Genomic DNA, 25,517 nt, shown 5'->3' on the forward strand with positions numbered 1-25,517 from the left:
GAGTCATACAATTGCAGCCATATAAGTGTATAATATGGGAAGAGAATTTTTTAGAAATGGGGAAGAGTCAGGTGAATCTTAATCAACTTAAAGCATTTGTAAAAGTGGCTCAGGTTAAAAGTTATCAGGAAGCTGCAGAGCTCCTGGGGGTATCTCAACCGGCAATTACCCAGAGAATCAAGGTGCTGGAGCATTATTTTCAAACAAAACTGATAACAAGAAGTAATGAAGGCTTTTCTCTGACGCCACAAGGAGAGACGTTCTATCAGGCAAGCTTGGAAATCCTGGAGAAGTGGAGTCAGCTAGAGTACCACTTTCTGGGGAATCAGCCGACAGGGAATTTAGTGATTGGTGCAAGCACAATCCCCTCCGAATATCTGCTCCCGTCACTATTAAAACAATTTCGGATCAAATTCCCTGCTGTTCATTTTCGTATGCAAGTGTCCGGGTCCGCAGAGATTGAGAAATTGCTCATGAACAGAAGTGTGGACCTTATTGTGACAGGACAACCTGAACATGAGGAAGAAATTGAGTCCATACCTATTTTTGATGATGAATTAAAGGTCATTATGCAGCCAGGAGAAGAAAACAGTAAACTGGAAATGAATGATTTATTTCGTTTTGACTGGATTCTTCGTGAACCCCATTCCAATACAAGACAGGCTTTTGAAAAAGCACTATTGAAGCAAAATCATACCATTGAGGAGCTTCATGTTGTTGGGGAGATGGGGAGTACAGAAGCGGTGATTTCAGCTGTGGAAGCTGGACTTGGGATATCAGCCGTCTCTTCATTGGCGGCTAATCGCGCACAAAAATTCGGCAGAGTCGAGGCCATTTCAATTAAAGACCTTGATATTTCAAGAAAATTTTATGTGTCCTATTTAAAAGAGAATCAAAATGCCTTAACCATCGCTGCTTTTCTGGATTTTATCAGGCAATATCCGTTTGAATGAAGGCATTCGACAAAATTCGGGGCGTGACAGGCACCACCCAATAGAAAGGAGCTTCGATATGAAGGATCAATTGATGAAAATGCTGGAAGAACGGGAAGATAAGATGATTGAAATCCGCCGTTATTTACACGAGCATCCCGAGCTTTCTTTTGAAGAAGAGAAGACAGCAGAATACATTGCCGATTTTTATCAAGATAAGGATGTAGACATCGAAACGAACGCGGGAAATGGTCACGGCGTTATTGTCACGATTAATGGTGGATTGCCAGGCAAAACAGTCGGTCTTCGTGCTGATTTTGATGCACTGCCGATTAAAGAGGAGACAGATGTTCCGTTCAAATCAAAAAACGATGGTGTGATGCACGCATGTGGCCATGATGGTCATACTGCTTATTTGTTAATTCTCGCTGATTGTCTTATCCAATTAAAGGATCAAATCAAAGGCACGATCAAGATTATTCATCAGCATGCAGAGGAACAGCCTCCAGGTGGGGCAAAAAGCATTGTAGATTCAGGCAAGTTGGACGACCTGGACTCCATCTTTGGTATTCATCTTTTACCAATGGCCGAAGCAGGTACAGTAGGCTATCATAGTGGCTATTCCTTTAATGGACGTACTTATTTTAAATTGAAGATTCAGGCAAGTGGAGGGCATGGATCATCCCCGCATAAAGCGAATGATGCCATTGTCGCAGGTTCCCATTTTGTTACCGCCGCACAAACGATTGTCAGTCGCAGGGTAGACCCGCTTGCTGCTGGGGTCGTAACAATCGGCTCATTTGACGGGAAGGGCAGCTTTAACGTAATCAAAGACAGCGTAGAGCTTGAAGGCGATATCCGTTATTCCAATGATGAAACTCAGGAAGTTATTAATAAAGAATTTCAACGGATTGTGAACGGGCTGGAAGAACTATTTGGTGTTACATGCGAGCTTACTTATACACCGGATTATCCACCACTATACAACGATCCGGAATTAACCCAGTTTGTAGCTGATACTTTGAAAGAAGCTAATGATAGAAAAATTAAAGTAGTCAAGGAATTTCCAAAAATGTCACCATCCGATGACTTTGCCTATTATCTTGAAAAAATTCCTGGTTCATATTTCTATATTGGCTGCACGCCAAAAGGGGTTAAGGATCCTTACTTTAACCACCACCCTAAATTTGATATTGACGAGGACGCATTACTCGTTGCAGCAAAATCTGTTGGGCATGTGGCCTGCAGTTATTTGGATGTTGAATAAGAAACACTACCATGAAGAGACGCTTGGATTTTAAATCCAAGCGTCACTACTCTTTATATAACTTCAAACCTAATTTAAAAAGAAAAAGTACTAATACAATTGCAAAGAAATTTCCTATTGTATCCCAATTAATCTCTTTGTGGTGAACGATTTTCGCAAGCATAATTCCTATGAGTACACCTGTAATTCCATAAAAGAATGATGTTAAACTATTGGCCAAAAGATCCCTCCTTTAGCTTCAATAAAGATGACAATTACACCTGAAATTAACTCTGTGATTCAAAAGATAAATCGCTCATTCTATCTATGTTATTTTTTTGAAGTAGCCTTTACAATCAGGAAATGTGGATTCGTCATTAGATAGTGATAGGCTTTTTCTTTTATCTCTTTCATTTTTGTCTGCGGTTTAGGTTCTCTTAGTGTTTCCAGGTTGAAAAATTGAGTGGTATTGTTCACGATTGTTTGCAAAGGTCTTCGGTAAAAGCTGACATCAATTGTAAGGTTGGGTTTGTTCCAGGTTTCTGTTAAAAATTGGGTTTTAAAATAATCTTCACACTGATGTCTTGTAAAGTCCATAAATGGATGATGGACCGAAAATAAAATGGTTCCATCAGCTTTTAAAATTCTGTTAAATTCCTGGAATGTGTACGTCCAATCTTTTAGATAATGAAGCGTCAGAGAACTTATAATAACATGAAAAGTATCGTCCTCAAATGGCAAGGGCTCTCTAAGATCATGACAGAGAAATGTTGCTTTTTCTCCTAAACGATGCTTTGCTGCTTTTATCATTTCAGGACTTACATCTATACCTGTAACTTCTGCCCCTTGAGATAATAGCTGAGAGGAATACCAACCAGCAGCACAGCCAGCATCCAGTATCTTTTTCTCTGTTAATTGTGCGGGTAAGGCATTCAACATTGCAGGACGCTCATAATAAGCGTTATAAGGATTTTCTTCATCAATATCGTTTTGATAAACATTGGCTAGCTTGTTATACGTATTTTTGGCATAATCACCCATGTAAAACTCTCCCTGGAATATTAATAATCATCAAGTTTACGTGACATCTGAAATGGCGAACATCTCAATCAATAATAACATAAAATTCCAACTTATTAAGCCATTCGACAAAATTCGGGTGGTGACAGGCACCAGGATTATTTTTAAAGGAATTTTTTTACCTTTTATAGAAATACAATATCTAACAAATGATTTAGGTATTCTTCAAAAAGAATAATCACTGTTTTTTTATGAGGAGGGAATGATGCAATATTTCATTGGAATTGTACCTGCTGAAAATTTCAAAAAGAAAGTAACAGACTTCCGTGGTAAATGGAAAAATAATTTAATTAATGAGGTTGTAGAACCACATATTACTTTAAAAGCCCAGGGCGGTTTAACTCCGGATGAAAAATGGATCAGTAAAGTGAAACGTGTATGTGGAGAAACAAGACCATTTCATATAAAAATAGAAAAGCCGATGTTTTTTGGCGAAGAAATTTTATTTTTTAGCGCATCATCGGAACAATTGTATACTTTACACAAAGATATTGTTCACGCGGTCGAGCCTTCTAAAGAACAAATAGAGAGATATTTTAAACTGGAAAACTTTGTTCCACATATGACATTAGGAAAGACCACTTTGGGATTACCAAAACGGGATTTAAAAGATATGGCAACATTAGCACAAACAGAAATGCAACCTTACCCTACATTGAATGTGACTTTTGTAAGAGTTTATAAGGAAATAGAACCGAATCATTATGTAAAGCTGGAAGATATTCCTTTGGCCGAAAAATAATAAGCTGGTGATCTTAGTCAAATTACTTATAAACGAGGTGCATGATGGGGTTTCTGAAATCCAAAAAATTTCTAGTAATAGGAATCGTTTTATTTAGCTTAATCGGATTTATATTTTATTTCTTTTACGGAACACCCTGGGACTTGATTTCATATAAAGACAAGTTTGAGACCTATCTGGAAGAGAGATATCATCAGGATTTTGTCATTGATGAAATCTCCTATGATTTTCTGCATGGAGGAACCTATCATGCTTATGCATTTTCTGAAACGAACCCAGAGGTAACCTTTCATGTAGGTCAAAACTCCAAATCAGCTGAAATTGATGACGCATATCATTATGAATTGTGGAGATATCAGGCAAGAAATGAGGTAACACCTATAATAGAAAAGACATTTCCTGACAGGTTGAACCACGCAGTAGAGGTTAGGGATTCCTTATACCCGGATGCTACTCAAAAATCAGAAGTCCCCAATTATAAAAATATGGTTACTTTAGAAATCGGCATTGCAAAGGATCATACGAAAATTACTGAGAATAAAGAAGCAGAGCTGGAAAAAGCCTTTAAGTTAATTGAAGAATTAAATGAAAAAGATTTAAATATGGATCACTTTAGTATTAGCTATAAATCTAAGACACTGCAATTAAGCGGAACTGAAATGAAATCTATAAAAAAGCATAATGATTTTAGAAAAATGGTTAAAGGATTATAGGAAATAAATTTTTAGGAAGATTGTTCGTTTGTTTCTGAAGATGTGTTTTTTGTAAGGCATAGCCTCTTTTAGTAGGGAGGGATACTTTGGAATTTATTTTAAATCTCATCGAATATTTATTCTCCAGTAAGAAGACCTTGGTGTATACCGCCATGAGACAGCAGGATTATTATAAAGCCGTTTCAAAGCTGGAGGCGGATCTGATTAAATTTAGAGTGTCTGTGACAGGCAATGCCAATGCATCGCCTGGTACTCCATACAGTGATTTAGGGAGGATTTATAAAATATATGTGAGGAAAGAGGATGAAGGGAAAGCGTTAAGATCAATTCATACAAAAAGGTAAAAATATTGGGAGGAGATGTGAATGAAACGTATTCGCCGTTGGTTTGTTGCAGTAGTTCTTGTTCTTTTGACTGTTCTCTTTTTGAATAAAGGTTTGAACTTATGGTCTCTTGGATCAAATGTGGATGGACAAGGAATTGGTTTATCTTTATTAGGATTCGAAATTAATGATCGGGTACTTGAAGAAAGCATACCTTCCTATGCAACCGGATTTTTTATATTGGCTGGAATTGCATTCGTGATTTCCATGATACTAGTAGGAATGAACCTGAAGATAAAGTCACAAGAATAATGGAAGCTTAAATTAGGAGGAAGAAGGATGGACGTAAGAGATGTTTTACTGGCTCAGTTAAATGCCTGTCAGGAAAATACCTGGTTTGTCGCATTACGAAACGCCATTGAGGGTCTTACCGAGGAACAGGCAGACTGGAAGCCCTCTGAATCTGCAAACTCTATATTTGAAATGGTGAATCACTTAATTTTCTATAACCAACGATATTTGAATCGGTTTAAAGATCTCCCAAATGAGAAAAATTCAGATAGCAACACATTCAGTAATCGAGAAGATCTAAGTTGGCCAGACGCCGTTAAACGATTGAATGACTTGATGTCTGAATGGAGGAGCGTTGTGGAAGAAGCTGACGACCATAAGATTGATGAATGGTCAGCTGAACTGGCACACCTTACGATTCATATAACCTATCACACAGGACAGATCATTTATATTAGGAAGCTGCAAGGCTCGTGGAATCCGGAGAATGGTGTGAAGGGCTAAACATTGGTAAAGGTAAGGGTAAAGAAATAACACATCAGACTTTCTGTGTCAGCAGATGGGTTGAGGAAACATCGGATCATCAATAGGTGATGGTCTTTTTTTGTGTCTGGAAGGGCACGATCCACGAGGACTTAAATCAGCTTATAATGAATGACAAACCAATTTAGAAATGAAGAAGATATGTCCTTCATAAACGGCGGAGTAAGTGGAAATCCGGCAGCAGATATCGCAGGTCCGAGTGAAGCCAAGGATATTATACGAATGACCTTTTCCAATGCCGTTAATGCTTCCCTGCTAAGTTGTGTTGTTATAGCTGTTTTAGGTGCAGGAATAGCTTTGTTGTTCTTAGATAAAAGGAACTAGATTTCAACATAGGTTTAAGAAAGATATATAGAATTAGAGGACAGAAATTTTCTTATCCATAGAAAAAACACCTCCATTAAGTGCTAACTATTGAATGGAGGTGTTTATTTAAGAAAATCCGGTGCAGTTTCTATACCGATAATTCGACAAAATTCGGGTGGTGACAGGCACCTGCATTAAAAAATTTCCAAAAAGTCTCCGGCATTACGAATAATCATCTCTTCAATTTTATGGTCAACATTTAAATTGGCCTGACCCTTTAAATGTCCAACTTCTGATTGTTCGCTGCCATCTTTCTGGTACTCGACCTGAACAGTGAAATCATAAATGTCTTCTTCGGATTTTGTTTTTTCATATGTGGCCTTTTTAAGCTCCAGTCTGTAATCACTATGATGTGCTTCTAACAGAAATGTCATGCCATAAACCCCGGCGTATTCCAGGTAAGCATTTTCTGTAAAATAATCTTTAAATAGTTTCTCTGTGTATGGACCTATTGCTTTCATCTTTTCCTCTACGTCACTCTCCCATATTTGTTTCAACTCATCGTCAGGTCCTGTAAAAGTATTCTCTAAAACAGCTTCAATGGTTTGTATATTTTCATCCTGTGTTTTCGTTTTTTCTGTGTCTTCACTGCAGCCGGCAATATACAAGACTAGTAAAGCAAAGAACATAGTCACGAAAAATTTACCCGAACGTTTTTTCATAAAAAAACCTCCTTAAAATTGTCATACGTTTAAGGAGGCTTACAGGTTTCAAGTATAGGAGTGATCATTCCTTATCGGTAACAACGATACCCGCCTGCTCAAGCATCTCCCAGTTTACCACTTTGTCTTTGTCAACAATTACCTGTTCAAGAGATTTTGAGCTTTCAAATACCCGTAAATCCAGACCACTTCTTACTCCCGTTATTTCGATGACTTCTAAATCAGGCATTTTGGAAAGAATACCTAAATTTTTTCCGGAAGAGATAAGCTGTGTTGAACCATCAATGACGAGTTTTTTCAGGTTACTTAACTCGATCATGGTATCAATAGGAACCGCGATTCCCTTTAATTGTAAAGTTTCCAGGCGGGACATTTGCCGTATATAAGTAAAATCTTTTTGCAGTAATTCCCCGAACCTATCGGAGTTTGAGGGTTCAAGTGTTAAACTTTCAATGGCCTTAAGTTTTTGTTCATCAATTTTTTCCGGCTGAATCCCCATGGATCTTGCGATGGATTTTACAAGCAGACTGGATGCATCAAGCGGATACAAAGCGTTGCGAACAAACCTATCATTTTTATAGACCATTCCATTGGATTTATAAGTAATATTAGCGAGCTCTTTGTTCTGATCTAAATAGTGAATGGCCGCGTAATCGGCTTTATCCTGTTTCCAGGCAATCCTGAAATTCACACCTATATCCCCTGATAAAAAAGGGGCTTTCTTTACCTCCAATTGTCTATGCTTCGTTTTGTCTGTCCCAAGGAAGTGATATTCTGTTATTTCCTGACCGTTCGCTTTATCAGTATAAGAGATTCCTTCTCCAAAAACGTGTTCTGCTTCTGTTTTTGTCATGGAAAGGGAAAAATTGGCTTCTATTTCTGAAATCTTGCTGGACACTTCTTCAAATGGTACTCTTTCTCTAGCAGATTCGGTATCCATATCCGAGTCCGTCTGATTAAAGTCGATGAAACTGGAACCTGTCATTATTAAACCTAAAACTAGAAAAGCAGATGCCAATTTAGGGAAGAGATGCTTCTGCTTCTTTATTTTCTTTTTGTCACTTGCTCCTTCCATCCATTGATAGAACCGGTCCTTATTTTCCTGTGTCACTGTTTTGGAAGGACCAATATATTCCTCAAAACGTTGCTTTAATTTTTTATGATTCAAGGAAATCACCCCCAAGCTTGGATTTAAGCTTCTTTTTTCCCCTCATGAATCGGGTTTTCACCGTAGATTCATTGATATCCAGAAACTCACTGATCTCCTTTAAATGATAAGACTGGTAATATCGTAAAACAAAAATTTCTCTGTATTTAACCGGTAACGATAGAATAGCCTCAACTAGATTTGTTTCAGCTTCCCTATTTAACAACTGTTTTTCTGGAGTCTCGTTTATTTTTTCTGCAGGAGTTTGGTCATCAAAGGATGTGAATAGTCTATGGATGGGCGAACGTAAATAATCCTTGCATTTATTGATGGCGATTCGGTATAACCAGGTTTTCAGTTTCGATTTATGCTGGAAGCCATCTATATTTTTATATACACTAATCAGAAACTCCTGAAAAATATCATCGGTTTGGGCATCATTTTTGACATATGTATAAATGAGAGCTTTAATATTTTCACCGTAGTGATTGAAAATAAGTTCCATAAAATCTTCTTTGGTTTCAAATGTGATTTCTCTGTTATGGTCAGGAAAATCTTTGTGCAAGCTCATCACCTCGTCTCCCTTTTCCGTTATCCTCTTTATCCATTAGACGGTTGATTTCCTAAAAGGTCCCATTTTAAATGAATATTTTAGCATAAATAACCAATATATCTGATCAGTTATTAATCTTTAAATGCCTGAACACATACTGGTAATTAGAAGGACTTCACGAGCAAATGTTGAAGTTCTTAATTATACACATAAGTTTTTAAAAAGGAGCGGATGAGTATGCCTTTAACAGCTTCACAGTACATCGAAGTAGACCCTGGCGTTGAGCTTTTTGTTTATGATGTTGGAGAAGGGGACCCGATTGTTTTTGTGCCGGGATTTACCTTTACAGCGGATGTTTTTCATCATCAGGTGAAACACTTTTCAAAGACCAATAGAGTCATTGTTGTGGATCCAAGAAGTCATGGCCGTTCCACGATTACAGTCCATGGAAATGATTATGTCACCCATGGAACAGATTTAGGGAAGGTGCTGGAACAACTGGATATCAAGGATGTAACCCTTGTTGGCTGGTCCTTTGGCTGTTTTACGGTTTGGGAATATGGGAAGCAGTTTGGCTATGACGCGGTGAAAAAGATGGTACTGATTGATATGCCGCCCAAGTCTCTGTCGGTGAATGAAGAGGACTGGGTGGAAGGTCCCCTCGATGATATTGCCGGAATTTACACATCTTCACTGCGAAAACCTCAGGGACACAGAGCTTTTATTAAGGATTACATCACTCAGGTTATGGTTCAAAGAGAGTTGTCAGATGAGGAGCTGGCCTGGCTTGTAGGAGAGTCCTTAAAAACCCCTTATTACATTGCTGCAAACCTGTTTGCATCCGGCATGTTCTCTGATTACCGGGAGGAGGCGGCACAAGCCAGTCAGAATGTACCTACATTAACTGTACTGGCGGAGCATTGGGCGGATACTGCAAAGGCCACCATGAAAAAGGTGACACCGGAAAGTAAGTTTGAAGTCCTGGGTGGTCATATGATGTTCTGGGAGTACAGGGAGCGGTTTAATCAAATGCTGGAGGCGTTTTTGCAGGAGTAATGACAGGTTGGATGGATGAAAGGGGAATGACTAAGTTATGATGATGAAACTAAAAGTAGTCAAAATGATTCTTGCAGTGTTAGTTATTATTCTATCTGTCTATACGATATTCACAACCAACATCAAAGCTCTTTCATACGGAAATTTTTTCATAGGTATCTTACTGATGGTGATTGGGATTGAAGAATTTCAGAAAAAAAGAAAAGGACAAAGCTTTCTATCCATTGCAGCAGGTTTATTTGCCTTATTTGCTTCGTTTCAGATCTTTACTTCTTTGAGTTAAAATAGGGATTTAAAAAAAAGGGGGTTAATCATGCCAAGGCTCCACAAAATCGCTTTAACAGTCTCTATACTTCTATTACTCATCCTAAATAAAAAAGTCTATGAAAACAGGGTCACCGATTATCTCGTTGAAGAACAGGGGTATAAGAAGGAGGAAATAACATCCGTTGAGGGTGTCTGGGGATTTAAAATGCCCAAATTTTATACCACCGTTACTTTTGAAAATGAACCTTATGTTGAGTATACCTACTATGCTCACGATGGGGTCCGGCAATTTGACTATGAAATAATTGACGGTAAACAAAAGGAAATGTCCGTTGAGGATCTGAAAAATCATGAGTAGGATAAGACCCTTTTTACCTTCAGTTTTAGGGACTGCTGACATAGTTCGTAAAAAGAGTGTCATGATTTCATCAGAAAATCATGACACTCCTCAATATCTATTCTATTCTCCCAGGTATTCCAGGACATCTTTAATTGTTTCTTGTGAGGCAATCAAACCTCTGTTCGTCCAGTTACTTTGGTCGTTCAGTATATAGACATTTCCGTTTTCGGCAGCAGGGGTGCTCTGCCACACTGAACTGTTTTCCAGGGTAGTGATTCCCTGTTCACCTTCTTCAGCAAGGATAAAGACATGATCTGCTTTTAACTCTGACAGTTTTTCAAGAGAAATAGGATTCCATTTGGTCTGAGCATCACCTAGGTTTTTTACCAGTTCAGGTGGGGTAACGCCCAATTCAGAATACAGAACTTCAGCACTGTGGCGATTTTCTTCAAAAAGGAAGAATTGATTACCGGTTGCCCATATAACGGCAACGGTTTCATTTCCGACAGTTTGGGAAAGCTGCTCTTTTGCCTCTTTTACTTTATCATTATACTGGTTTAAGACCTTTGTTGCTTTGTCGTCTTTATTAAGAATTTCTCCAAATACTTCTAACTGTTTGCGCCAGCTATTGGTTGTTTCTTCTTTCATAACAAAAGTAGGAGCAATTTTTTTATAGTCTTCATAGGATCCTTCATAACTGTCAATCCCATGCTCCAAAATAATCAAATCTGGTTGATGCTTTAAAACCTGTTCTACAGGCATATTCCATTCAATTTTGGGTATATCCTTCAAATCCTGCTCCAAGTAATTTTGCAGTTGATTTCCAATCGCCCATTTTGCAACGGGAGTCACGCCCAATGCAAGAAGGGTGTCCTCATGGAAAGGCGCTATAATTTGCTCAGCATCACTGGGGAGCGTCACTTCTCCCATTTGGCTATCAACAGTGACTTCGTTATTTTGTTCACTTTCATCTTTCTTTTCTTCTGTGTTACTTTCGCTGCATCCAGCAACAATGAGAATCGAGGTTAACAAAATTGTACCCATCATCAAACGAATTTTGTTAAATTTATACATATGTATTCTCCTCTATGATATAATTCTATTCATGACAATGATAATCATTATCGATTAAAATGTCAATTGACACTGGATATCAATTGCAAAAATTTTAAAACTATTTTACGTTAGATTTATGACAAATAGCAGAAGTATAGGAGAATATGATGTTATCGATTATCCACCGTTCAGGTATTTTAAAAATTCTTATCAATATTGTGATTATCGTTGCTTTAATGTTTTCTATTGGCATGTCTGTAGCCTTAGGGGCTGTTGATATTCAATTGTCTACGGTCTGGGAGGCTCTATTTGATTTTGATAAAGATGTTACCGCCCACCAGGTCATCCAGGAGCTTCGACTTCCCCGGGTATTGGCTGCCGCGATGGTGGGGGCCTTCTTATCGGTCTCAGGTGCCATGATGCAGGGAATGACCAGAAATCCATTGGCATCCCCATCGGTTATGGGAGTCACTCATGGTGCATCCTTTGTCCTTGTGCTGATGCTGGCCTTTTTTCCAGCGGTCTCAAACCTTGGATTAACATTAGGATCATTTATAGGAGCTGGACTGGCTGTGACGCTCATATTTATGGCAGGTTCCTTATCAGCTGGGGGACTTACTCCTGTAAAACTGGCTTTAGCCGGGGTTGCCATTGGTACAATGCTGAGTTCCTTATCATCGGTAATCGCCCTGCATTTCCAGCTCGAAAAACAACTCGGCTTTTGGCTTGCCGGGGGATTGGCCGATGCGAATTGGACTTCTGTTAAAGTTTTAGTGCTTACCGGTCTTATAGGTATGCTTATTGCCTTGAGCATCTCCAAATCAATTACAGTCCTGAACCTGGGTGAAGATATTGCAACTGGTCTTGGGCAGAACCATTTTATAATCAAGGTTTTTGGGATTATAACGGTATTACTTTTAACGGGAGCAGCCGTATCTGTAGCAGGAGTGGTCGGTTTTGTCGGATTAATTGTTCCGCATATCACCCGGTTTATTATTGGTACGGATTATGGCTGGATTGTTCCGACATCAGCTTTATCGGGTGCACTGTTACTGGTTTTAGCGGATATTGGAGCCCGTTTAATTAATGCACCCTTTGAAACCCCGGTAGGAGCCCTGACATCTCTTATTGGAGTCCCTTTTTTCTTGTATCTTGCCCGTGGCAGTAGTGGGGAGGGAAAATCATGAATACAACCAATCAAAAGAAAAACAAACGCTTCCCCAGCTTAGTACTTTTACTTAGTTCACTTATTTTCATTATGTTTTTTGTAACTTTAAGTACAGGAGTCATCCCGATTGCACCAATGGAAGTCATTCAGACCCTGCTTCTTCAGGGGACCGATCAGCAGGAACTTGTACTATTTGACTTTCGATTACCGAGCATTGTGTTAGCCATCCTAATTGGAGCCGGGCTGTCCGTATCCGGGGTGATTCTCCAGGCTGTGACACATAATGAACTAGCTGAACCAGGTATTCTTGGTATTAATACGGGTGCAGGACTTGCTGTTGTGTTATTTATTTACTTTTTCCAGGATACAATGGGGGCAAATATGTCTACTTTTGTCATGCCACTATTTGCTTTGATTGGTGCATTATTTGCTGCACTACTAATCTATGTAATAGCCTGGAAAAATGGGGTCAGTCCGATCCGACTTGTTTTAGTAGGGATTGGCGTAAATGCTGGGTTCAGTGCTGCACTCATCATTTTCCAACTGCAAATGGATCCTCAGAATTTCAGGCAGGCAACGGTCTGGCTATCGGGGGATATATGGAATCCCGGCTGGATGTCTGTATTAGCCCTGCTTCCATGGATTTTGATCCTGAGTTCCTACGCCCTTTACAAAGCGAATGTTTTGAATGTATTACATATGGGGGATGATGTAGCTGCGGGGCTAGGTGCGAAGGTTGAAAAAGAAAGACGAATTCTGTTGATTATTGCGGTTGGGTTAGCAGGTGCCAGTGTAGCAGCTGGAGGAGCCATTGCTTTCCTTGGATTAATTGTTCCTCATATTGTACGAAAACTAATCGGTCCCCATCATCAATACATCATTCCTGTTTCCACTTTAATGGGGGCATTATTGTTAATGACAGCAGATGCCATCGGAAAAAATGTATTAACTCCGACTCAGGTCCCTGTAGGTATTGTTGTATCGATTTTAAGTGCGCCATATTTTGTTTATCTTTTAATGAAATCGAAGTAATAGAGGAGGATCATGTTGGGTAATCAGCCGAACGACCTACACGATGTAACCATTATAGGGGGAGGACCTGCAGGATTATTTTCTGCCTTCTACAGTGGCATGCGCGAAATGAAGACAAAAGTAATCGAGTACTTACCCTTTTTAGGAGGAAAGGTTCCCTATTTTTATCCTGAAAAGATCATTCGGGATATTGGCGGAATCCCTCAGATATCAGGTGAAAAATTAACAGAGCAATTGGTTGAACAAGCCATGACATTTCATCCTTCCGTTGTTTTACGAGAGCAATGTAATGAGCTCGAGCAGCTGGATGATGGAACGTTTGTGTTAACAAGCGATAACGGGAACAGGCATTTTACACGGACGGTAATTCTCGCAACAGGCTTTGGGACTCTGAAATCGGTGAAACTGGATTTATCAAATGCATATGAATTTGAAGGTAATAATCTACGCTATTCTCCTAAACGCTTACATCAGTACAAAGGCAAGCATGTGCTGATTTCTGGTGGAGGTAACTCTGCCGTTGACTGGGCGAATGAATTAGAAGCGATTGCTGAACAAGTAACGCTGGTTTATCGAAAAAACGATTTTTCCGGGATTGAGAGCAATGTATCTAAAATGAAGCATTCAACGGTTGAGGTGAAAACCCCTTATTTTATCAATGGTTTAGCAGGTGAAGGGGGACAAGTTACACAGGCTGAGCTGAAAAATGTGGAAACAGGGGAGACAGAGGTTTTATCTGTGGACGAGATCATCGTCAATCATGGCTTTGAAATTGATTTAGGGCACATTGGCCAATGGGGAATGAAGATGGAAAACGGTAGTATCCAAGTAAATGGTAAAATGGAAACCTCCATTCCAGGTGTTTTTGCAATAGGAGACATTGCAGACTACCAAAACAAACTGCCATTAATTGCAGGTGGATTTAATGAGGGTCCTATTGCAGTGAACAGTGCAAAGAAATACATTCACCCAGATAAAGAACTCAGTCATTTGTTTTCTACTCAGGTAGGTGCCTGTCACCACCCGAATTTTGTCGAATAATATTGAGGAGGTTGATTTCATGCAATCTTTAGAAGGGAAGAAAGCTTTAATTACTGGAGGAAGCAGGGGAATTGGACGTGCAACGGCATTAGAGCTTGCTAAGGAAGGTGTGAAGCTCGGTTTAATAGCGAGGTCTGAAGATAGCTTTACCCAGATACGAAGCGAGTTAAATGAAATGGGGGCGACCTATGTCACTGCAGCGGCAGATATTTCACAGGAGATTGAAGTTCAGCAGGCGGTCAAGGATATCACGGAGCAGCTTGGTACGATCGATATATTGATTAATAATGCAGGGGTTGGAGCCTATGGACCATTTATGGATATTCCGACTGAGACGTGGGAAAATCTGATGAACGTTAATGTGCTGGGGATGGTTCATGTGACAAAAGCGGTTCTGCCGGGCATGATTGATCAAAAGCAAGGGGATATTATTAACATTTCGTCCATGTCAGGACTTAAGGGTACGAAAGGTTCGAGTGCGTATAGTGCATCAAAATTTGCCGTGATTGGGATGAGTGAAGCGTTAATGCAGGAGGTCCGTCCGCATAACATTCGGGTAAACGTCTTTACACCAAGCCTTGTGGAAACCGATCTGACCAGAGAAGATGGGGAAAGAAATCCGGAAAAATTTACACAGCCTGAGGATTTGGCAGAATATATGACCAGCATTCTGAAGCTTGAGCAAAGATCGTTTATCAAAACATCTGCTATATGGGCAACAAATCCTTTTTAAAAAAAGTGCAAAAAACTTTCATCCAACCCTGAGTTCATTGGAAACTCAGGGTTTCATTTGTTTCCAGACATACCCCTATCTGATTTGGGTTAATACCATTTATATCCTGGATTTTTATACAGGAAGAATAAATCAGATCAATGGTTGTTGTTCAAGTATGCTGAACCCATAGTCCTGTTTCCAGGAACCGTCATGTAATTCATTAAAAACTTATATTAATATATTTTGCTTTTTCGAATAGGTTGATAAGGACAGGCACTATTTAAATAACTATCTAAAGGAAGGAGCATAGGAATGGAAGGCTTCTGGCTTATCGGCCGAATCATTTTTGGTATTTATTTCCTTATGACAGGTTTTAATCATCTTACCAATTATCAGGGGATGAAGCAGGCCACTCAGCAAAAAAATGTTCCTTTAGCAGGAGCAGCTGTATCAGGTTCCGGTCTGATTCTTATTTTCGGGGGGCTATCCATACTTACGGGTCTGTATGTTGGTATAGGCGTCCTGCTTCTCGTTGTATTCCTGATTCTTGCGGCAATCCTGTTTCACAACTTCTGGTCTTTTGAGGATCCCATGCAAAAAATGGGGGAGGAAAATCAATTTATGAAAAATATCGCACTGGCCGCAGCCCTGTTAATGATGCTGCAGATTCAGGACTGGACCTGGTCTTTATAAATAAAACCAGGGAAACAAAGGGAGGAGACACCCTCCCTTTTTGTTTACAGGAATTCAAATATGGGACATTTTACATAGCAGTAAAGTCTCTCTTCATAAAAGTGTTATTCATTCCAAACTTTTTCAAGAGCTTTTTCAAAGGTCTCCAGGGGTTGTGCACCTGAGAGGGAGTACTTCTGATTGATGACAAAAAACGGTACCCCATTGGCTCCGATTTGTCGGGCCATTTGTTCATCCGCTCTAACATCATCGGCATAGGCCGTTTCGTCATTCAGTACTTCTAATGTCTTTTCCCGATCCATCCCTGTTTTTTCAGCGATATCTGCAATGGTGTCGATATCCCCTACATTTTTATTTTCTGTAAAATAACTGTACAGAAGGTTTTCCGTTAGTTCTTTCTCTTTACCTTGTGTCTGTGCATATTTAGCCAGACGATGGGCATCAAAAGTATTCGTTGGCTTCATATTGTCATAGTTATATTCAAGCCCGATATCAGCGGCCTGTTCGATAATCCCCTTGTTCATTTCCTTAACCTGCTCAATGCTGGAACCAAATTTTGCAGCCAGGGATTCATAAATACTTTCATCGGTATAGGCTGGTGCATTTGGATCGAGTTCAAAGCTCTTAAACTCCACTTCCACCTCATCTTTATGGGGGAATTGTTCCAGTGCCATTTCCAAACGTCTTTTTCCGATATAGCAAAATGGGCAGACAAAATCAGACCATACTTCAATTTTCATAAATAACACCTCAATTATTAATGTTTTGCCCCATTGTAGCATAGGTATGTCCGGTCGCTAAACGTACTTGCCTGTTGTATGGAAAAGGGGAAGTATAACTTATTTTGAGTGATTCGGATGAATGAATTGTCATTTCCGAAGAATATAGAGGATATCTTTGGATACCTTAAAAGAGACTCTAATAAAGGTTAAGGTGAAAAAGCTATGTTATCCAAAAGACATTTACTATTTAATCTGGCTATAATCATCTTTCCCTGGCTGTCACTACTACTTTTAGGGAAGCGCAATGTGAAGCGGTTTTCAATAGCCGGGATTGTCATTGTGATTATCGAGTTTATTAATCATAAGACTGGTCAGAAACGACAATGGTGGGCGTTTTACGATAAGAAAAAATCTTTTATAACCAATGAGCTTCCTTTTAGCATCGGTCCCTATATGCCGATTGCTATGTGGATTCTAAGATTTTCGTACGGGGACTTTAAAAAGTTTTTACTGACAAATGCAGTATCTGACGGCATTTTTGCTTTTGTATTAATGGATCTTCTCAGGAAAATAAAGATCGTCAGACTAAACCGCTTAAATCATGTTCAATTCTTTTTTTATTTGTATTATAAGGCGTTTATCCTTTATGGTGTTCAGTATTGGGTTGAAAACAGGAGAAGAAAGGAAGAGAATAGCTAACACATAACTTTTATGAGGGACATTTATTCAACGGTGTTTCCGAGTGGTTTTGTCCTTCAATACCTTTTTTTAAAAGAATGGTTTCCCACCCGAAATTATCATTTAATAAACGATTTGGTACAGCATTTCCAATAATAGTAAGATGCTTGGATCTGTAAGAAGCAGTTTTTTTGCTTATCATGGGTTTTAAAGATAGAATTTCCATAACTTCTTTCTTGGCATTGTATCCCACATAATGGAAATGTATGACGTAACCAAAGGAGAGAAAGTGAATGGAAATGATAACTGTAAATGAAAAGCAGCAGCTCGTGGAAGCCACCCCGCTAACACTGGTGATTGGCAATTTTGATGGTGTACATAAAGGTCATCAGGTAATCCTTCAAAAAGCAAGAGAACAGATGAAGGACGGAGAAATCTTAGCTGTAATGGGTTTTGCAGATCACCCGCTTTGGGTGTTAAAAAATGATCAGGATTTTGATAAGAAAATTACCCCGGAACAGGATAAGCTTCATTTGCTTGAACGATTGGGGGTAGATAGATATTATCATTTAAAAATTACGAAGGATGACATTAAAACAACCTTCTGGGAATTTGTTTTTGAGCAATTATCAAATTTAAAGGTTAATCGAATTGTCATGGGTGAGGGTGCTGATTATGATGAGGCTTCCCATACAGAGTTCCTGAACCTTTGTGATTGGCAGGGAATTGAAGTAACTGTGGTCCCAAAAGTGAAAGTGAATGGGACAAAAATCAGCAGCAGAACGATTCGGGATTATATTAAAGAAGGACTGATGGATCCTGTTCATGCCTTGCTGGGACGTCCATTCACGGTAACAGGTACAGTTGTTCATGGGGAAAAGATGGGACGAAAACTTGGCTTTCCTACCCTTAATCTTGGCGAGGTCGATTCTTATGTTGTTCCAAAGCCCGGCGTTTATTTAGGGATTGTCGGTATTCATGAGGATGGGGTTATTTCGGAGTACTGGAATACACTCATTAGTGCGGGATATCGCCCTGCCGTAAATGGACACAGATATCTGATTGAAGCCCACCTGCTCAATTTCTCTGGTGATTTATACGACAAAACCGTCTCCGTCTCATTTTTACGTTTCATGAGAGAAGAATTGAATTTTGATAATCTGGATGACTTGGTAGAGCAAATGGAGAAGGACAAGATAGAAGGAGAAAAATTAATGGGACAAAATTGGTGAAGAAATCCCTTAGGAGGATTTTATTATGGATGTATTAGAGTAGGAGAGGGGGAGGGCCCTCGTTTTTCTTGTTTCAAATTCCTTTTATTGGTAACATCAGGACATGAGGGATAAGGTTTCTTGTCCCAGTGATGAAGGAAACGACTAGGAAAGGTGGAAATGAAGATGAAACATGTTCAGCTCAAAAATGATCAAATCCCCCCAATTGCCTTGGGGACCTGGTCCTGGGGAAGTGGGGCAAATAGCGGAGAAGACATTTTTGGTAACAATCTTACAAAAGAAGATTTAAAGCCAATTTATGATGCTGCGATGAATGCTGGATTTAACTTGTGGGATACAGCTGCTGTTTATGGAATGGGCGCTTCTGAAACGATTTTAGGAAGCTTTACTAAAGATTCGAACAATGCGGTTATATCAACTAAATTTACTCCAGGTGCTCAGGAGGAAATGGAAGAGTCCCTTTCTGAAAGCTTAAATCGCTTAGGTGTTGATCATGCGGACATCTATTGGATACACAACCCTAATGATGTTGAAAAATGGACAGCTGAGCTAATTCCTTTAATGAAGAGTGGAAAAGTCAGACATGCGGGTGTTTCCAATCACAATCTTGAGGAAATTAAGCTAGCTGCTTCTATTCTGGAAGAGGAAGGCTTAGAATTATCTGCCGTACAGAACCACTATAGTTTATTATATCGCTCTTCAGAAGATGCAGGAATTATTGACTGGTGCAATCAAAACAATGTTGTTTTCTTCTCATATATGGTACTAGAGCAGGGCGCATTAACCGGAAAATATACACCTCAAAATCCTTTTAATCCTGAAACGAGGAGAGGAAAAGCGTTTACTGTTGACGTCTTGGAAAAATTGAATCCATTATTGGAAAAAATGAAGAGCATGGGAGAAGAACAAGGTGTGGAACCTACTCAGATTGCAGTTGCCTGGGCAATGGCAAAGGGAACCGTACCGATAATAGGTGTAACAAAATCCAGACATGTTGATGGTGCAGTTTCCGCTGCAAATGTGGAGTTAACCGATCAGCAAATAAAAGACTTAGAAGAAACCGCAAAGGCAACAGGAGTGGAAATCAAAGGTGAATGGGAAAAGGAAATGAAATAGTGCTTTCTTTTCGGGTGCCTGTCACCACCCGAAATTTGTCGAATGAAAGGCAGGTTCATAATCCCTTTTACATCTGGGATAATGAACCTGCCTCTTTCCATTCTGCCCCCATTTCACTGGACTGCATTTCCTGTTTGTACTCTTCTGATTTAAAGTATCGATCATCGAATTGGTTCATGAGTAATAATAAGCCAAATATTAGAGTGAATGCGAGAGCGAATAGCGAAATCGTCCCGGCTATTGCGGCTAACACAAGCTTTTTCCATCCGAGCCTTCTAAGCCTCTCTAACACTTGCTACAACCCCCCAATTAGCAAGGAAAAAGTTCTAATTTACCTCCTTAATATTATAACAAAATCCAGTTAAAAATGAATAGATACAGGACACGATGAACAGGACTATGGTTCCGGGATTATTCGACAAGAAACGGGCGGTGACAGGCACCACCCCAACGAATAACCAGCCCCAAAACCGTGCAAGATATGTATAAGATTATTCGACAAAAACCGGGTGGTGACAGGCACCAGCCACACCACCCCAGGGAGGAATGTGTTATGCCTATTCAAAATGATCATGAGATTCAACAGTTGCATGAGATATCTGAGGAATTGGAGCAGGCCGCTCGTCAGGCGATTAATGATGCTGATCCTGAAGCAATGAAAAAAATCCAAAAACAGCTTCGGGGGGTTCAGGACCAGATTCAGGAAGCGCGCGGAAAGGCGATAAATGGAAGTGGCGGTTCTGGTGAGCCTTTATTTGATGCACAAATGCGTGTGGAGGAAACTCAGCATCAAATGGAACGAGCCATTAACAATATTAGTGCTCAGCAAGATGATGTACAACCATAATCTGAAGGGGACCCAATTGGCATCTGTATGGAAGTGGTAAACCCCTCCGTATGAACAAACAAGCTGCCAACATACAGAAAAAGCAGGTCTATTCCGTTACTGAAAGGAAAAACTTATTGATAAGCAATTTTGGAGGTTTAATTACCTCCATTTTTTTATGTTACTGGCTGCCATTTCGTAATTGTGTATGGCTGTACTTAAATCTAAGTAACAATAATTACATAACTATAACCAACAAAAATTTATTGTAAAACAATAAATTTTATATTAAAATTAAGCTGATCAAAAATTAGTGAGGTGCTTTTTATGAAACGTGGATCAACTCTCTTTTTAAAGATAGCCGTGATTCTTATTGGAATTCCGATTCTTGCCTTATGTATATTGCTGCTGCCTCAGATAGCCAATGAAGCTATTGAGCATGCAACACGGGGAGCAGAGTTGGGTTATATTGTACTTGGCCTATTAGCGGTAATGTATCTTTCGGCTATACCGTTTTATATTGCGTTGTATCAGGCCTTTAAACTTTTAAATTATATTGACAGGAACCAGGCCTTTTCGGAATTATCGGTTAGAGCTCTAAAGAATATAAAATACTGCGCCATTATCATTAGTGGCTTGTATGTGGTGGTCCTTCCGTTCGTCTATATTATAGCGGAGTGGGATGATGCACCAGGTCTTATTTTAATCGGAATGGTTATTGCTGGGGCGTCCTTGGTTATCGCAGTCTTTGCTGCTGTTCTCCAAAGACTTTTACAGGAAGCCATTCATATAAAATCGGAAAATGATTTAACGGTCTGAGGTGAATAAAATGGCAATTATAATTAATATTGACGTAATGCTTGCGAAAAGAAAAATGAGTGTAACAGAGCTTTCGGAAAGAGTCGGGATCACAATGGCAAACCTTTCTATACTAAAAAACGGGAAGGCAAAAGCTATTAGGTTTTCCACTTTAGAGGCAATTTGTAAAGCATTAGATTGCCAGCCCGGAGATATTTTAGAGTACAAAAAAGAAGATGATACTTAAAAGATAAACAATCGAATCTTAAGGGGGACCAAACCATTCTAAAAGAAGGAGAATGGTCCTTTTTATTGAAGTAAAAAGACTAAAATTTATGGCAAATATCAATTAAGTCATAAAACAAATGAATATCTGCCCATTAGCGTCGTGTTCCATCCTAATCATACCTGGCGTATTGAAAAGCTGGAGCAATAGTGAGGACGGGACAGTTCCTATCTCCCTCTGCGAATGAGCTTATTCCGTAACGATACGGGATAGGCTTTTTTTGTATTATGGGAATTTGGAAATAAAGTATTTTGCAATTGAATGAGAAAATAAATCTGTTCCAGCTGTCATGCTTTCTAGTAATCTACCCTAGTTAAAGCGATTTATACTTATCATATAAGTGGATTTATTTCTAATTAAATCAGATGCCCTTACAAGAAAGGGGGGTTCGCATATAGTAAAGTGAAATCTATTATAGAAAGGAATGATGAAATTGCCTCTAAATAATAGACAAAGAGCTCTATTACGTATGCTTAATCAGGTAATGTTAAGAAATCTTGTAGTAGCGAATAATAGTACCAGAGAGACGGAAAATAATTTAATTGATTTACCTGATTTTAATTTTAACTTCGATTTAGATGGTGATGGTGACGACGAGACGGATAATGGAAATGGTACTTCAACAACACTAAGAGATGTACTATCAGATTTGACTAATGAGCAAGTTGAGGTCACGACTTCTTTTGGTCCCGTGACAGGAACATTAATTGCTGTACAGAGTAACTATGTGGTCATTTTGGAAACTACTGGTGACACAGTATTAGTGCCATTTGAACAAATTCAGTTTGTAAGTGAATTATAAAAAGGAGGGTATACGGAATGTTTCAAGATACGTTTGCAGAGGAACTTGCCAGACGTGTAGGTTCTATGGTTGAAGTTGCCACAGATGATAACCTGATAGAAGGGGTTTTATCAACCGTAACCGATGAATTGATTCTGGTTATCAATATTACCAGTGGTTACGGACAAAATACGAATATTTATATTTCCTTAGATGCCATCAGCTTTGTTCGTTTCCCAGTGGCGGCAGCATAGGAATAGATAAAAAAAGAATATAGTTAAAAAGGCGACTCGATTTGGAGTCGCCTTTTTAATTGATGAATGATCTTTAGTTTTATTCAGGATACTCCATTATATTTGGAAGAAGGGATTTGATGGTATGATTCTAAAATAACAGCATACGATATTTAGTGAATGATCTGGAATTGGAAATTTTGTTAATGATGATAAATCGCATTGCTGATTTCTTTGCTCATTTGTAAAGCGTTAATCCCATCGTCTCCTGAAACAGAAGGGGTCCTTTGAGACTCAATACAATCAATAAAGTCTATTAACTGAAGCTGCAGTGGCTGAATATCGTTATCAACTGTGATTGTTTTAGTGTTCGTATCACTGGACACTTTCATTCTTCCTGCTAAAATGTCAGCTTCCACTAAAGCACCCTCTGTCAATACCTTTATCGTTCGTATCTTTCTTTTAGATTTAAAGCTTGCTGTAAATTGAGAAATTACTCCTTTAGAGGATTTGGCTATTACAGTTGCATGCTTTGGGGTGTTTTCAATAATGGTTCCAAGGGTATAAAAGTCTGTCACGTTGTCTTTCAGAAGCTTACGCAAAATATAAAGATCATGAATCATTAAATCCTCTACGACATCAATATTTTTCATTTTATTATCATAGGGATTCATTCTATGAAAGTCGAATCCAATTATTTTTTCGTTTTCCAGTTCTTTTGAAAGCATATTAATCAGTGGATTAAAGAGTTCAATGTGTCCGACTTGGAGTTTGACCCCTGCCTGAGAAGCCTTTTGGATTAAATCCTCTGCTTTTTCACCGGTATCCGTAATTGGCTTTTCCATTAACATGTGTACCTTGTGTTCGGTGCAAAGTAAGCCAATATCATAATGGAATTCCGTTGGTACAGCAATACTAACTGCATCAACAGATTCAAGAAGTCTCTTTAATGACTGAAACTGCTTCACTTTATACTTCTCGGCAATACTTCGTCCTTTTTCCTCATCATTATCGTAAATTCCGATAAACTCGCAATACTCTTTCATAGATAAATACGTTTTGACATGATTTTCCCCCATATTTCCAGTTCCTATTACACCGACTCTCATAAAAGATTCTCCTTACTATTCATGATTGCACAAGATATTCTATGCATGAGCAAGTAATTGGAATAGATTATTTATAATGAATAAATCAAATTTGGCAATGGTCCTGACAAGAATTAATAGATTTTAAGCGGAAAGGAGCTATATATCCATTGTTGAACCTTTTGTTTATTACCGAAAATACGTCAGGCCTGTTAAATAAGCATTATTTTTACTTAGAGCAGGAACTTTCGAAGACTGCGCATGTGAGGGTGTGGAGAAAACCGGGTCATATAAGCTATATTTTAAACCAAATAGAGCAGAGGCCGGATTTTATTCTGCTATTAAACGATATAGATCGACGCATGTACCCGACGATTAAAGGGCTGGCGAATATTGATATTCCCACTGGCCTGTTTGTGAATGATGTTCATCGTTTTACCAGACTTAGAAAAAATTATATTGATCAAAATCAAATTGCGTATCTTTTTTCTGTTGTCCGGGATCCATTCCTTGAAATCTATCCAGAGTACCAAAATAAAATGAAATGGCTTCCCCATGCTGTCCATTTAGATATTTTTAAGGATTATGAGTTGGAAAAGGATATCCCTTTATTAATGATGGGGGCAGTCAGTGATTATTATCCTTTAAGGCAAAGGATATTGGAGGTATATGAAGGTCAGGCGAATTTTGTTTACCACCGGCATCCAGGATACAGACATTATAGTAAGAAAGAAGAACAACAGCATATCATTGGTAATCGGTACGCCAGGGAATTAAACCGGGCACAGATTACGTTCACTTCACCGTCCGTATTCCATTATCCGGTTTTAAAATATTTTGAAGCGCTAGCCTGTAAGACATTACTCCTCGCTCCAACCTTTAATGAATTAGAGGATTTAGGATTTATTCCAGGGTCTCATTTTGTTTCGATTAATGAACATAATTTTAAGGAAAAGGCAGCCTATTTTCTCGAACATGAAACTGAGCGAAACAGGATTGCAGAACAGGGATACCACTTCATACGAAAAAAACATTCCACAAAACTACGAGCACAACAACTTGTTGAAATAATAGAATATATTTTAAGTAACAAATAATAAAGGAGTTAGATATCATGTCGATTCCGGAAAGTGTTCAATTAGGCCGTAACACAGTTATTGAGAAAGATGTTGTGATTGGTGAGAATGTTGTCGTTGGTCATAATACGGTTATCCTGGAAGGGACTCATATTGGGGATGACGTTACGATTGGCAGTAACTGTGTGCTTGGGATTAAGCCAGGTGGAAGCCAGCGTATGAGAAAGAGTACCGAAAAGAAAAGTCAGCTTGTAATAGAATCAGGTACGCGAATGGGGCATTTGGTTTCAATCTATTCTGGGACACATATTTCTCAAAACGTGTTTATTGGTGATCAGGCGAGTATTAGGGAAAAAGTGGCTGTTGGTGAGGAGTCAGTCATAGGCCGATCTGCGGTAGTTGAATTAAATTCAACGATTGGTAAGGCTTGTACGATACAAACCCTGGCTTATATAACAGGTGATACTACCTTAGAGGACCATGTATTTATTGGACCGTGTGTATCTATGTCCAATGATAAGTATATGGGGGCAAAAGACTATAATTTACAAGGAGCCTATATGAAAGAAGGAGCTAAGATTGGGAATAATGCGTCGATACTACCTGGGGTAAACATCGGCAGGGATTCGATAGTAGGAGCAGGTTCCGTCGTGACGAAGGATACAGATGATTATACAGTGGTTGTCGGCGTTCCTGCCAAGGAAAAATAGATCTT

34 protein-coding genes and 1 pseudogene are annotated in these 25,517 nt (G+C 39.0%); 26 read left to right on the plus strand and 9 right to left on the minus strand.

The window, feature by feature from the left end:
- The first annotated feature begins 56 nt into the window (after positions 1 to 56).
- Together ACZ5OK_RS03465 and ACZ5OK_RS03470 are read left to right on the plus strand one after the other, a co-directional pair.
- A complete protein-coding gene (locus ACZ5OK_RS03465; protein ID WP_343839212.1) occupies positions 57 to 953 on the plus strand; it encodes a selenium metabolism-associated LysR family transcriptional regulator in 897 nt (298 codons plus the stop codon).
- Positions 954 to 1,011: 58 nt separating this feature from the next.
- Positions 1,012 to 2,199 carry an amidohydrolase gene (locus tag ACZ5OK_RS03470; protein WP_343839214.1) on the plus strand — a complete coding sequence of 396 codons (1,188 nt, stop codon included), beginning with the start codon at positions 1,012 to 1,014 and terminating at the stop codon, positions 2,197 to 2,199.
- Positions 2,200 to 2,245: 46 nt separating this feature from the next.
- Here the strand turns inward: ACZ5OK_RS03470 and ACZ5OK_RS03475 are convergent, their stop codons facing one another.
- Positions 2,246 to 2,419, minus strand: coding sequence for a hypothetical protein (locus ACZ5OK_RS03475; protein WP_343839216.1), 174 nt, complete (start codon positions 2,417 to 2,419; stop codon positions 2,246 to 2,248).
- A gap of 89 nt (positions 2,420 to 2,508) precedes the next feature.
- Complete coding sequence (locus ACZ5OK_RS03480; RefSeq protein WP_343839218.1) at positions 2,509 to 3,219, minus strand: class I SAM-dependent methyltransferase; 711 nt, start codon at positions 3,217 to 3,219, stop codon at positions 2,509 to 2,511.
- 241 nt (positions 3,220 to 3,460) lie between these two features.
- Here ACZ5OK_RS03480 and ACZ5OK_RS03485 point away from each other — a divergent pair, with 241 nt between their 5' ends.
- The 6 genes from ACZ5OK_RS03485 (at position 3,461) to ACZ5OK_RS03510 (ending at position 6,194) form a co-directional block, all read left to right on the plus strand.
- The gene (locus ACZ5OK_RS03485; RefSeq protein WP_464758424.1) at positions 3,461 to 4,000 is read left to right on the plus strand and encodes a 2'-5' RNA ligase family protein; all 540 of its coding nucleotides are present in this window, start codon (positions 3,461 to 3,463) and stop codon (positions 3,998 to 4,000) included.
- 41 nt (positions 4,001 to 4,041) lie between these two features.
- Positions 4,042 to 4,713 (plus strand): hypothetical protein, encoded by a 672-nt coding sequence (locus ACZ5OK_RS03490; RefSeq protein WP_464758426.1) that lies wholly within the window; start codon positions 4,042 to 4,044, stop codon positions 4,711 to 4,713.
- An 86-nt stretch (positions 4,714 to 4,799) separates the two neighbouring features.
- Positions 4,800 to 5,057 (plus strand): hypothetical protein, encoded by a 258-nt coding sequence (locus ACZ5OK_RS03495; protein ID WP_343839224.1) that lies wholly within the window; start codon positions 4,800 to 4,802, stop codon positions 5,055 to 5,057.
- A gap of 21 nt (positions 5,058 to 5,078) precedes the next feature.
- A complete protein-coding gene (locus ACZ5OK_RS03500; protein WP_343839227.1) occupies positions 5,079 to 5,348 on the plus strand; it encodes a hypothetical protein in 270 nt (89 codons plus the stop codon).
- A gap of 27 nt (positions 5,349 to 5,375) precedes the next feature.
- Positions 5,376 to 5,831 carry a DinB family protein gene (locus tag ACZ5OK_RS03505; protein ID WP_343839229.1) on the plus strand — a complete coding sequence of 152 codons (456 nt, stop codon included), beginning with the start codon at positions 5,376 to 5,378 and terminating at the stop codon, positions 5,829 to 5,831.
- A gap of 150 nt (positions 5,832 to 5,981) precedes the next feature.
- Positions 5,982 to 6,194: a hypothetical protein gene (locus ACZ5OK_RS03510; RefSeq protein WP_343839231.1), complete on the plus strand. Its 213-nt coding sequence runs from the start codon at positions 5,982 to 5,984 to the stop codon at positions 6,192 to 6,194.
- 176 nt (positions 6,195 to 6,370) lie between these two features.
- Here the strand turns inward: ACZ5OK_RS03510 and ACZ5OK_RS03515 are convergent, their stop codons facing one another.
- From ACZ5OK_RS03515 to ACZ5OK_RS03525, 3 genes are all read right to left on the minus strand, one after another.
- A complete protein-coding gene (locus ACZ5OK_RS03515) occupies positions 6,371 to 6,898 on the minus strand; it encodes a hypothetical protein (RefSeq protein ID WP_343839233.1) in 528 nt (175 codons plus the stop codon).
- 64 nt (positions 6,899 to 6,962) lie between these two features.
- The gene (locus tag ACZ5OK_RS03520; RefSeq protein ID WP_343839235.1) at positions 6,963 to 8,066 is read right to left on the minus strand and encodes a hypothetical protein; all 1,104 of its coding nucleotides are present in this window, start codon (positions 8,064 to 8,066) and stop codon (positions 6,963 to 6,965) included.
- The gene (locus ACZ5OK_RS03525) at positions 8,056 to 8,616 is read right to left on the minus strand and encodes a sigma-70 family RNA polymerase sigma factor (protein ID WP_343839237.1); all 561 of its coding nucleotides are present in this window, start codon (positions 8,614 to 8,616) and stop codon (positions 8,056 to 8,058) included. The genes ACZ5OK_RS03520 and ACZ5OK_RS03525 overlap by 11 nt, the downstream gene beginning before the upstream one ends.
- A 219-nt stretch (positions 8,617 to 8,835) precedes the next feature.
- On the opposite strand from ACZ5OK_RS03525, the gene ACZ5OK_RS03530 reads away from it, so the two are divergent.
- Genes ACZ5OK_RS03530 through ACZ5OK_RS03540 form a run of 3 tightly spaced genes read left to right on the plus strand, consistent with a single transcriptional unit; the run spans position 8,836 to position 10,279 of the window.
- Positions 8,836 to 9,654: an alpha/beta fold hydrolase gene (locus ACZ5OK_RS03530; RefSeq protein ID WP_343839239.1), complete on the plus strand. Its 819-nt coding sequence runs from the start codon at positions 8,836 to 8,838 to the stop codon at positions 9,652 to 9,654.
- 37 nt (positions 9,655 to 9,691) lie between these two features.
- Positions 9,692 to 9,937, plus strand: a complete 246-nt coding sequence (locus tag ACZ5OK_RS03535) for a YczI family protein (protein WP_464758430.1) — start codon at positions 9,692 to 9,694, stop codon at positions 9,935 to 9,937.
- 30 nt (positions 9,938 to 9,967) lie between these two features.
- Complete coding sequence (locus ACZ5OK_RS03540) at positions 9,968 to 10,279, plus strand: DUF3139 domain-containing protein (protein ID WP_343839245.1); 312 nt, start codon at positions 9,968 to 9,970, stop codon at positions 10,277 to 10,279.
- 102 nt (positions 10,280 to 10,381) lie between these two features.
- On the opposite strand, the gene ACZ5OK_RS03545 is transcribed toward ACZ5OK_RS03540, so the two are convergent.
- Positions 10,382 to 11,335, minus strand: a complete 954-nt coding sequence (locus ACZ5OK_RS03545) for an iron-hydroxamate ABC transporter substrate-binding protein (RefSeq protein ID WP_343839248.1) — start codon at positions 11,333 to 11,335, stop codon at positions 10,382 to 10,384.
- 149 nt (positions 11,336 to 11,484) lie between these two features.
- Between ACZ5OK_RS03545 and ACZ5OK_RS03550 the strand changes: the two genes are divergently transcribed.
- The 5 genes from ACZ5OK_RS03550 (at position 11,485) to ACZ5OK_RS03570 (ending at position 15,966) form a co-directional block, all read left to right on the plus strand.
- Complete coding sequence (locus ACZ5OK_RS03550; RefSeq protein WP_343839251.1) at positions 11,485 to 12,504, plus strand: FecCD family ABC transporter permease; 1,020 nt, start codon at positions 11,485 to 11,487, stop codon at positions 12,502 to 12,504.
- Positions 12,501 to 13,517 (plus strand): FecCD family ABC transporter permease, encoded by a 1,017-nt coding sequence (locus tag ACZ5OK_RS03555; protein WP_343839254.1) that lies wholly within the window; start codon positions 12,501 to 12,503, stop codon positions 13,515 to 13,517. The genes ACZ5OK_RS03550 and ACZ5OK_RS03555 overlap by 4 nt, the downstream gene beginning before the upstream one ends.
- A 12-nt stretch (positions 13,518 to 13,529) precedes the next feature.
- The gene (locus ACZ5OK_RS03560) at positions 13,530 to 14,558 is read left to right on the plus strand and encodes an NAD(P)/FAD-dependent oxidoreductase (RefSeq protein WP_343839256.1); all 1,029 of its coding nucleotides are present in this window, start codon (positions 13,530 to 13,532) and stop codon (positions 14,556 to 14,558) included.
- A 19-nt stretch (positions 14,559 to 14,577) separates the two neighbouring features.
- Positions 14,578 to 15,291 (plus strand): 3-ketoacyl-ACP reductase, encoded by a 714-nt coding sequence (locus ACZ5OK_RS03565; protein WP_343839258.1) that lies wholly within the window; start codon positions 14,578 to 14,580, stop codon positions 15,289 to 15,291.
- A gap of 294 nt (positions 15,292 to 15,585) precedes the next feature.
- On the plus strand, positions 15,586 to 15,966 hold the full coding sequence (locus ACZ5OK_RS03570; protein WP_343839260.1) for a DoxX family protein: 381 nt from the start codon (positions 15,586 to 15,588) through the stop codon (positions 15,964 to 15,966).
- Positions 15,967 to 16,073: 107 nt separating this feature from the next.
- On the opposite strand, the pseudogene ACZ5OK_RS03575 reads toward ACZ5OK_RS03570, so the two are convergent.
- Positions 16,074 to 16,706 (minus strand): annotated as a pseudogene (locus ACZ5OK_RS03575) (DsbA family oxidoreductase); the annotation flags it as partial.
- 204 nt (positions 16,707 to 16,910) lie between these two features.
- Here ACZ5OK_RS03575 and ACZ5OK_RS03580 point away from each other — a divergent pair.
- From ACZ5OK_RS03580 to ACZ5OK_RS03590, 3 genes are all read left to right on the plus strand, one after another.
- Entirely contained in the window at positions 16,911 to 17,387 is a 477-nt protein-coding gene (locus ACZ5OK_RS03580; protein WP_343839262.1) for a hypothetical protein, read from the plus strand.
- Between the two features lie 272 nt (positions 17,388 to 17,659).
- Positions 17,660 to 18,598 (plus strand): riboflavin biosynthesis protein RibF, encoded by a 939-nt coding sequence (gene ribF, locus ACZ5OK_RS03585; RefSeq protein WP_343839265.1) that lies wholly within the window; start codon positions 17,660 to 17,662, stop codon positions 18,596 to 18,598.
- Between the two features lie 165 nt (positions 18,599 to 18,763).
- Entirely contained in the window at positions 18,764 to 19,714 is a 951-nt protein-coding gene (locus ACZ5OK_RS03590) for an aldo/keto reductase (RefSeq protein ID WP_343839268.1), read from the plus strand.
- Between the two features lie 67 nt (positions 19,715 to 19,781).
- Here the strand turns inward: ACZ5OK_RS03590 and ACZ5OK_RS03595 are convergent, their stop codons facing one another.
- A complete protein-coding gene (locus ACZ5OK_RS03595) occupies positions 19,782 to 20,006 on the minus strand; it encodes a hypothetical protein (RefSeq protein WP_343839271.1) in 225 nt (74 codons plus the stop codon).
- Between the two features lie 261 nt (positions 20,007 to 20,267).
- Here ACZ5OK_RS03595 and ACZ5OK_RS03600 point away from each other — a divergent pair, with 261 nt between their 5' ends.
- From ACZ5OK_RS03600 to ACZ5OK_RS03620, 5 genes are all read left to right on the plus strand, one after another.
- Positions 20,268 to 20,561 carry a hypothetical protein gene (locus ACZ5OK_RS03600; RefSeq protein ID WP_343839273.1) on the plus strand — a complete coding sequence of 98 codons (294 nt, stop codon included), beginning with the start codon at positions 20,268 to 20,270 and terminating at the stop codon, positions 20,559 to 20,561.
- A gap of 306 nt (positions 20,562 to 20,867) precedes the next feature.
- On the plus strand, positions 20,868 to 21,359 hold the full coding sequence (locus tag ACZ5OK_RS03605; protein ID WP_343839275.1) for a DUF2975 domain-containing protein: 492 nt from the start codon (positions 20,868 to 20,870) through the stop codon (positions 21,357 to 21,359).
- A 10-nt stretch (positions 21,360 to 21,369) separates the two neighbouring features.
- Complete coding sequence (locus ACZ5OK_RS03610) at positions 21,370 to 21,585, plus strand: helix-turn-helix domain-containing protein (RefSeq protein WP_343839277.1); 216 nt, start codon at positions 21,370 to 21,372, stop codon at positions 21,583 to 21,585.
- Between the two features lie 463 nt (positions 21,586 to 22,048).
- A complete protein-coding gene (locus ACZ5OK_RS03615) occupies positions 22,049 to 22,426 on the plus strand; it encodes a hypothetical protein (protein WP_464758437.1) in 378 nt (125 codons plus the stop codon).
- 17 nt (positions 22,427 to 22,443) lie between these two features.
- Positions 22,444 to 22,659: a hypothetical protein gene (locus ACZ5OK_RS03620; protein WP_343839281.1), complete on the plus strand. Its 216-nt coding sequence runs from the start codon at positions 22,444 to 22,446 to the stop codon at positions 22,657 to 22,659.
- A 182-nt stretch (positions 22,660 to 22,841) separates the two neighbouring features.
- On the opposite strand, the gene ACZ5OK_RS03625 is transcribed toward ACZ5OK_RS03620, so the two are convergent.
- Entirely contained in the window at positions 22,842 to 23,747 is a 906-nt protein-coding gene (locus tag ACZ5OK_RS03625; protein WP_343839284.1) for a Gfo/Idh/MocA family oxidoreductase, read from the minus strand.
- A 149-nt stretch (positions 23,748 to 23,896) separates the two neighbouring features.
- Between ACZ5OK_RS03625 and ACZ5OK_RS03630 the strand changes: the two genes are divergently transcribed.
- Both ACZ5OK_RS03630 and ACZ5OK_RS03635 read left to right on the plus strand, forming a co-directional pair.
- Positions 23,897 to 24,823: a glycosyltransferase gene (locus ACZ5OK_RS03630; RefSeq protein WP_343839286.1), complete on the plus strand. Its 927-nt coding sequence runs from the start codon at positions 23,897 to 23,899 to the stop codon at positions 24,821 to 24,823.
- A gap of 17 nt (positions 24,824 to 24,840) precedes the next feature.
- Positions 24,841 to 25,512 carry an acyltransferase gene (locus tag ACZ5OK_RS03635; protein ID WP_343839289.1) on the plus strand — a complete coding sequence of 224 codons (672 nt, stop codon included), beginning with the start codon at positions 24,841 to 24,843 and terminating at the stop codon, positions 25,510 to 25,512.
- Positions 25,513 to 25,517: the final 5 nt, after the last annotated feature.

It is taken from the genome of Salinibacillus aidingensis (genome assembly GCF_055393355.1).